This is a genomic window from Verrucosispora sp. SN26_14.1, from assembly GCF_004307965.1.
Taxonomy (GTDB): domain Bacteria; phylum Actinomycetota; class Actinomycetes; order Mycobacteriales; family Micromonosporaceae; genus Micromonospora.
The window spans coordinates 1-6460 of the sequence record NZ_SISL01000339.1; the positions used below are offsets into that span (position 1 = coordinate 1).

Sequence of the window (6460 nt, forward strand, 5' to 3'; positions counted from 1 at the left end):
GCAGGGCGCCGAGTCGGCGCGCCCGCAGCGCCACCATGCCGCGCTGGCCCCCGGCCTCCGGGTGCAGCAGGTCCACGACCGGGAGCGCGGCCAGGCCGAGCAGCACGGCGAAGAGGGCGGCCACGCCGCCCATCCCCATGCCGAGGGCCGGGAAGAGCAGCACCACGGTGGGCAGCAGCACGATCACCGCCACCGCCGCGCCGAGGGTGACGGCGACCACCGGCACCGGGCCGTCGCGACGGGTGGCGACCGCGACCAGGCCGGCGAGCGCGCCTGCCAGGGCCGGCAGCGTCGCCAGGTACGCCCCGCCGGGCACCAGCACGGCGAGGAGTACGCCGAGCAGCGCCAGCCAGCCGAGCCCTCCGACGGCCAGCGCGGCGGGACCGACCCGGCGACGGGTGAGCGCGTACCAGGTGAACAGGACGGTGGCGGCGAGCGCCAGCACGGCCAGCCGGTAGAGGGTCGGACGGTACGGGTCGAGGAGTTCGGCGTACCCGGGCCGCAGGGCGGTGATCGCCACCCAGAGCAGTTGTGCGCCGACCGGCGCGACCACGATCGGCACCAGCCCCAGGGCGAAGCCGGCGGCCAGCCGACCGGTGGTGACCCGACCCCGGCGGCGGGCCAGCCAGCCGAGGGCGACGACGGCCGCCAGCGCCAGCAGTGCCAGCGGCAGCACCAGCGTGCCGGGGTAACGGACCAGCCCGCCCGGCACCGGGAAGTAGGTGGCGTCGTGGCCGGCACGCAGGTCGCCGAGGTCGATCGCGCCGAACTCGCGGGCGAGTCCCAACGTGTTGTCGCCGTGGTGCTGGAGGCTGGCCCGGTCCATCGAGGCCGGGGTGTCCAGCGGGGTGTGATAGATCGCCCCGCCGTCCAGGTACGCCGAGTTCAGCCCGACGAACTCGGCGTCGAGGAAGGCGGTGAAGTCGGTGTCGTTGGGCAGCGCCCGGTAGACCTCCACGGCGAACGAGGTGCCCACCGGATGCGGTGCGGCCCGACCGAAGACGTCGACCAGCGCGGCGTTCCGGGGCGACGTCTCGAACATGATCACCGGCCCGGTCCGCCCGCGCGCCTCCAGGTTGAGCACCACTCCCTTGCCGGCGGCGAGCGGGTGCTCGGTGGCGAAGGCCGAGGCTCCGCAGAGGCACGCCTCCTCGGCGTCGGTGAGCACGAACACGATGTCGTTGCGCGGGGCGGGGCCGTCGGTCAGGGCCCGGGCCACCTCCAGGATGGTGGCGACACCGGCGCCGTCGTCGTTGCCGCCCGGGCCGGTCTGCACCGCGTCGTAGTGGGCGACCAGGAACACCGTGCCGGTGGAGGCGGTGCCGGGCAGCCGGGCCACCACGTTGCGTACCCGGGCCAGCGTGGCCCCGCCCGCCGCCCCGCTGAGCTGACCGGCCTCCTCGGCGACCGTGTCCTGCACCTCGGTCTGTAGGCCGAGACCGCGCAGCACCGTCTCCAGGTGGGCGCGGACCTCGTCGTTGGCCGGGCTGCCCGCGACGTGCGGCCGGCTCGCCACCTGCTGCACGTGCGGGTACGCCCGCCCGGCGCTGAACTCACCGGCCGGCGCGTCGGCCGGACGGGGTGCCGGGGGCCGGATGTCGAGCAGCGCGGTGGTGCCGACGGCGACCAGCGCGACGAGTGCCGCGAGCGCGGCCAGGGGTCGCCGGGCCGGTCGGGAGAGGGCACGGTCGGCGGCGGGGCTGGGGGGAACGCCCACGGGTGGCTCCTCGGGGGTGGGACCTGGGGGTGGACATCATCCTCCATGCCGGGCCGGGCCGCCCCCTCGTGTTGTGTGCGAACGTTGTCTAATACAGGATCAGCAGGGCACTCGGAAGGAGCCCGACATCGCCAACGACCTCCCGCCCGTGGCGGCGGTGACCCGGCCGCACCGGGGGACCGGTGTGACCGGTCCCTCCGTCGTGTCGTGGCCGTATCCGCAGGGCGGTCTCGGCGGCAATCCCAACCTGCCGCCCGGTGAGCGACTCCGGGTGCTGCTGGTCGAGGACGACGAGGCAGACGCGTTCCTCGTGGGCGAGCTGCTCGCCGAGACCAACTCGGGAATCGACCTGCTGGTCGCGACGAGCCTGCGCGAGGCCCGCAAACGCGTCGCCGGGGTCGACTGCGTCCTGCTCGACCTCGGGCTGCCCGACGCGCAGGGGCTGGACGGGCTGCGGCAGGTGCTGGAGATGTCCGGTAGCGCGGCGGTGTGCGTACTCACCGGGCGCTCGGACGAGCACCTGGGCATCGTGGCGGTCGCCGAGGGGGCACAGGACTACCTGGTCAAGGGCCAGGTCGACGGGGTGCTGCTGACCCGGGCGCTGCGGTACGCGGTGGAACGCAAGCGGGCCGACGAGAACGCCCGCCGGCTGCGCGAGGTCGAGCTGCGCCAGGCCGAGTCGGCGCGTCTGGAGCGCGGCCTGCTGCCCCAGCCGCTGATGTCGACCGACGAGATCGCGGTGCACACGTTCTACCGCCCCGGTCGGCACGCCGCCCTGATCGGCGGGGACTTCTACGACGTGGTGCAGACCCGCCCGGACCGGGTCGACCTGATCGTCGGGGACGTCTGCGGGCACGGGGTGGACGAGGCGGCGCTCGGCGTCGAACTCCGGGTGGCCTGGCGGGCGCTGGTCCTCGCCGGGGTGCCCGACGACGAGGTGCTGCCCGCGTTGGAGCAGGTGCTGATGAGCGAGCGCCGGCTCCAGGAGATCTTCGCCACGGTCGCGGCGGTCCGCCTCGACCTGGCGGCCAACCGGGCGACCGTCCGGCTGGCGGGTCATCCCCCGCCGGTGATGCTCACCGGTGGGCGGGTGGTGCCCGTACCCGCACCGGGTGGTCTGTTGCTCGGCGTACGGCCGCGCCGGCCGACTGCCTTCGACCTGGAGTTCGACACCGATGAGTGGTCCCTGTTGATGTACACCGACGGCCTGATCGAGGGCCGGGTGGGCGATGGTGACGAACGCCTCGACGTGCCCGGCCTCACCCGCCTGCTCGCCGAGCCGGACAGCCGCAAGCTCCCGCTCTCCGAGATGCCGGCCTGGCTGGTCGGTCGGGCCGAGCAGCTCAACGGTGGCCCGTTCGCGGACGACGTGGCGATGCTGCTGGTCTCCCGGGGCGGCGGCCGATGAACCTGGTGGCGAGTGCGTGGACGCTGCGTCGCCGGGTGCTGGTGATGCTCGGCGTGGTCGGCGCGATCCTGCTCAGCGTCGCGGGCGCGGAGGCGGTCGTGGCCACCAAGAACCGCGAGTACACCGACGTGCTGCTGATGCAGGTCGGACCGCTGCGGGTGCAGGGCCAGGAGATGCTCAACGCGCTTCTCGACCAGGAGACCGGGGTACGCGGTTACGCGGTCACCGGTGATCCGGAGGACCTGGGCCCGTACGAGCAGGGACTGGCGCGGGAGCAGGCGACAGCCCGGGAGATCCGGGAGCTGTCCGGCAAGTACCCGGCCATCGTGGACGACCTCGTGGTGGTCGAGCAGCAGGCACAGGAGTGGCGGCGCACCGTCGCCCAGCCGGTGATCGACACCACGAACAGCAGCGGCACGGCGGCCGGGCAGGCCCTGTTGACCGACGAGAGCCGTCAGCGGTTCGACGAGTTGCGCGCTTCGGTCGCCGCGTTGCAGGACGAGATCTTCACCGCCCGGGAGGCGACCGCCCGCGACGTCGAGCGGACCGGCAACCTGCTCGTCGTGCTGCTCATCGTCGCCGCGTTGGTGGTCGCGCTGGCCGGCATCGCGCTGCTGCTCTCGTTGGACCGGATGGTGCTGCGTCCGCTGACCACGCTGGCCGGGCAGGTCCGTCAGGTGGCCACCGGCGACTACTCGCACCGGATCACCGGTGCCGGGCCCCCGGAGTTCCAGCGTCTCGGCGAGGACGTGGACGCGATGCGCCAGAAGATCGCCGCGGACCTGGCCGAGGTACGCGAGGCGCGGGAACGGATCGAGTGGGTCAACACCCAGTTGCAGAAGCAGGCGGAGGAGCTGACCCGGTCCAACCGTGACCTGGAGCAGTTCGCCTACGTCGCCTCGCACGACCTGCAGGAGCCGCTGCGCAAGGTGGCCAGCTTCTGCCAGCTGCTCCAGCGCCGGTACGCCGGCCGCCTCGACGAGCGGGCCGACCAGTACATCGCCTTCGCCGTGGACGGCGCGCAGCGGATGCAGCGGCTGATCAACGACCTGCTGGCGTTCTCCCGGATCGGCCGGATCACCGCCGGGTTCACCGAGGTGGACCTGAACCGCCTGATGGGCGAGGTGTCGGCGCAGACCGAGCCGGCCCGCCAGTACGCCGACGCGGAGCTGACCTGGGGCGACCTGCCGGTGATCCGGGGCGAGGAGCCGCTGCTCACCAATCTGCTGGTGAACCTGGTCAGCAACTCGGTGAAGTTCCGCCGGCCGGACGTCACCCCGAAGGTGCACGTCTCGGCCCGGCTGGTCGACGACGAGTGGGAGATCACCTGCCAGGACAACGGCATCGGGATCGAGCCGGAGTTCGCCGAGAAGATCTTCGTGATCTTCCAGCGGCTGCATGCCAAGGACGCGTACCCGGGCACCGGCATCGGGCTGGCGATCGTCAAGAAGATCGTGGAGTACCACGGCGGCCGGGTCTGGGTGGACACCGACGTGCCGGAGGGCACCGCGATCCGCTTCACCCTGCCGGCGCTCCCCGCCGACATCGAGCGCGCCAGGCAGACCGCCGGTGCGGACGGATCGACCGCCGAGGCGGCGTCGGACGCGGATGGCGCCGGGCCGGACGCGGCGGAGCGGCCCGGTGACGGGCCGTCGACGGCCGGGGCCACCGGCGTCGACGCGGGGTCGTCGCGCGGTGACGGAGCCGGATCGGGTGCGGAAACCCCAGGTGACGGCGGTACGGTCGGCGAAGAGGTGGGTGCGGGGCGGCCCTCGTCCGGCGTCGCGCAGCGCACCGGCGGGTCGCCCGACGACGGCGGACCGCAGGCCCCGGACGGGGCGGCGGGCAACGGAACTGGTGGCATGAAGGAGGCGGTGAGATGACCGCGCCGGCTGACGGCAACAGCCCGATCGAGGTGCTGCTGGTCGAGGACGACCCGGGCGACGTGCTGATGACCCGGGAGGCCTTCGAGGAGCACAAGCTGCGCAACCGGCTGAGCGTGGTCTCCGACGGCGCCGAGGCGCTGGCCTACCTGCGCCGCGAGGGCGAGTACGCGGACGCGCCGATGCCCGACCTGATCCTGCTCGACCTGAACCTGCCGCGCCGGGACGGCCGGGAGGTGCTGGAGGAGATCAAGAAGGACGAGCAGCTCCGCCGCATCCCGGTCGTGGTGCTCACCACCTCGCAGGCCGACGAGGACATACTGCGCAGCTACCAGTTGCACGCCAACGCGTACGTCGCCAAGCCGGTGGACTTCGAGCGGTTCATCGCGGTGGTCCGACAGATCGACGAGTTCTTCGTCAGCGTGGTGAAGCTGCCGCCGCGTGGCTGACACCCTGGTCGACGACGTCGCCGGGTTGCTGCGGGAGACCGCCGACCGGGTGGTGCTGCCGCTTTTCCGGCACCTCGACGACGCCGACGTGACCGAGAAGGCCCCCGGTGAACTGGTCACCGTCGCCGACCGCCGGTCCGAGGACATGATCAGTGCCGGGCTGCGTCGGCTACGCCCCAATTCGGTGGTGGTCGGCGAGGAGGCGGTGGCCGACGATCCGGGCCTGCTGCGGCACCTGGGTTCCTCGGGCGAGGTGTGGTTGGTGGACCCGATCGACGGCACCGCCAACTTCGCAGCCGGCAAGTCCCCGTTCGCGTTGATGGTCTCCCTGCTCACCGAGGGGCGTCCGACGGCCGCGTGGATCCTCGATCCGGTCGCCGGGACGCTGGCCACCGCGCAGGACGGCAGGGGCGCGTACGTCGACGGTGCGCCGTTGCGCCTTCCCGCCGACGCGCCACCCGTCGGTGAGCTGCGGGGGGCCGCGATGACCAAGTTCCTGCCGGGGCCGTCGCAGCGGACGGTCGTGGCCGGCAGTTCCCGGATCGGCGAGTTGCTGCCCGGCCAGCACTGCGCCGGCCGCGAGTATCTCGACGTGCTCACCGGGCGGCAGCAGTTCGTGCTGTTCTGGCGCACCCTGCCCTGGGACCACGGCCCCGGCACGCTGCTGGTCCGGGCGGCCGGTGGGGTGGCCCGTCGTCTCGACGGCACCGACTACCACCCGGCCGACACCGAGCCGGGTCTGCTGGTGGCCGCCAGCGACAAGGTGTGGACCGAGGTGCACAACACGCTCCTGGCACCCTGACCGCTGGCATCGGGAGATCCACGACCGCTCGCACGCCGTGACCGACGTGAATGCGAGTGCGCTGGGTGAGGGCGTGGTGTCGGTGTGTCGACGGTGCGGCCGGTGCGGGGTTCGGGGGCGTGGTTCTGCGGGTCCGGTCCGGTATCCTGACCGGCGGTCTTCGCCAGCAGGCCGCCGACCGGCGTCGGCGGCGGCCGACGC

5 protein-coding genes are annotated in these 6460 nt (G+C 73.1%); 4 read left to right on the forward strand and 1 reads right to left on the reverse strand.

Going from position 1 to position 6460, the window contains the following annotated elements:
* On the reverse strand, positions 1-1717 hold a 1717-nt coding region (locus tag EYA84_RS23725), incomplete at its 3' end, for a M28 family peptidase (protein ID WP_131055472.1).
* Positions 1718-1919: 202 nt separating this feature from the next.
* Here EYA84_RS23725 and EYA84_RS23730 point away from each other — a divergent pair.
* The 4 genes from EYA84_RS23730 to EYA84_RS23745 are packed head-to-tail and all read left to right on the forward strand — an operon-like array spanning position 1920 to position 6259.
* Positions 1920-3125, forward strand: a complete 1206-nt coding sequence (locus EYA84_RS23730; protein ID WP_131055480.1) for a PP2C family protein-serine/threonine phosphatase — start codon at positions 1920-1922, stop codon at positions 3123-3125.
* A complete protein-coding gene (locus EYA84_RS23735) occupies positions 3122-5008 on the forward strand; it encodes an ATP-binding protein (RefSeq protein ID WP_131055474.1) in 1887 nt (628 codons plus the stop codon). The genes EYA84_RS23730 and EYA84_RS23735 overlap by 4 nt, the downstream gene beginning before the upstream one ends.
* Positions 5005-5457, forward strand: a complete 453-nt coding sequence (locus EYA84_RS23740) for a response regulator (protein ID WP_131055476.1) — start codon at positions 5005-5007, stop codon at positions 5455-5457. The genes EYA84_RS23735 and EYA84_RS23740 overlap by 4 nt, the downstream gene beginning before the upstream one ends.
* Complete coding sequence (locus EYA84_RS23745) at positions 5450-6259, forward strand: inositol monophosphatase family protein (protein ID WP_131055478.1); 810 nt, start codon at positions 5450-5452, stop codon at positions 6257-6259. Before EYA84_RS23740 ends, EYA84_RS23745 begins: the two co-directional genes overlap by 8 nt.
* The last annotated feature ends 201 nt before the right edge of the window (positions 6260-6460 follow it).

Bases quoted from the DNA above. Each gene is read 5' to 3' on its own strand.
- EYA84_RS23735 (WP_131055474.1), top strand. From the start codon at position 3,122: ATGAACCTGGTGGCGAGTGCGTGGACGCTGCGTCGCCGGGTGCTGGTG.
- EYA84_RS23740 (WP_131055476.1), top strand. From the start codon at position 5,005: ATGACCGCGCCGGCTGACGGCAACAGCCCGATCGAGGTGCTGCTGGTC.